The sequence below is a fragment of the Cupriavidus sp. WGlv3 genome (assembly GCF_023952475.1).
In the GTDB taxonomy this organism is placed as follows: Bacteria; Pseudomonadota; Gammaproteobacteria; order Burkholderiales; family Burkholderiaceae; genus Cupriavidus; species Cupriavidus phytorum.
Map to the genome: position 1 here is coordinate 1 of NZ_JALHRX010000100.1, position 1,221 is coordinate 1,221.

Below are 1,221 nucleotides of genomic sequence, written 5' to 3' on the forward strand. Positions count from 1 at the left end.
CGTAAGCGGTCGACTAACAACGCCTCTTGCGGCCGGATACGAGGTCGGCTAAACAGCGGATGTCTTGAGATTCCAAGGCAGCAAGGCCTCGTAGTCGTCAGCGGTCTTCGCGAGCGGCAGCGCCTTGAACAAGGCGACGAGATAGCGGTACGTATCGACGCCATTGGCCTTGCAGGTCTCAATGATCGAGTACAGATTCGCGCTTGCGTTCGCGCCAGCCACGGTGTCACAGAAGAGCCAGTTCCGGCGCCCTACGGTGAACGGCCTGATCGAATTCTCAATCACATTGTTCGATATCGGCCAGGCGCCGTTCTCGACGTAACGGACGAGCTTGGGCCACTGGTTATGGAAGTAGTGTAGTGCCTCGCCGAACTTGCTTCGCGGCAACACGGTGTGCAGGTGCTGCAACAGCATGGCTTCGATTTCGTCTAGCACAGGCCGACTCTGCTCGGCACGGATCTGCTGGCGCTGCTCTGGTTTCATCTCGCGAGTCCGAGCCTCGACAGCAAAGAGCTTGGCGATGAGCGCGATGAACTGCGTGATTGGATGTTCGCCACCGCGCTGCTCCTTGGGCAGAGCCTCCTCGGCCTCAATCATGTAACGACGGGCATGAGCCCAGCATCCAAGATGGATCCGTCGATTCGCGTGCGCGACCTTGTCGTATGAGTCGTACCCGTCGGTCATCAACACCGTTCCTGGCTTGATGCCGGCATAGAGCTCCGCAGCATGTTTCGTTGACCGCGTTGGGCTGTAAGCAAACAGCCGTACCGGCGGGCCTGATCCATTCATCTGCGCCCAGAGGTAACTTTTGGTCTGGGCAAGCTTGCCGGGCTTCTTGAGCACCTGGACGGTAGTTTCGTCGCCGTGCACAAGGTCATCGTCCAGCAGATGGTCGCGCATCAGGTTGATGATGGGCTGCACGGCCTCGCCGACACGTACTACGCTGGCGGCCAATGTACTGCGCGAGAGGTCGCCGCCGAAGCGGTGCAGCAAGGCGGCCTGGCGGTACAGTGGCAGCGCGTCTTGGTACTTGGAGGTGATGCACCAGGCTAGCGCGGATTCAGTCAGCAAGCCCTTGGGGATGATGCGTGCGGGGGCGGGCGTCACCTTGATACTGCCGTCGCAGCACGGGCACGCGTACTTGACACGCTGGTGCTGGATCACTCGGACCTGCTGGGGGATGATGTCGAGTTGCTCGCTGATCTCCACGCCAATCTCAAC

General features: G+C 60.2%; 1 protein-coding gene. It reads right to left on the reverse strand.

Features of this window, described 5'->3' with window-relative positions; translation table 11 throughout:
- Nucleotides 1–48: 48 nt before the first annotated feature.
- Nucleotides 49–1,221 (reverse strand): IS66 family transposase (gene tnpC, locus MKD38_RS30615; RefSeq protein ID WP_116293522.1); only part of this gene is annotated, 1,173 nt, incomplete at its 5' end.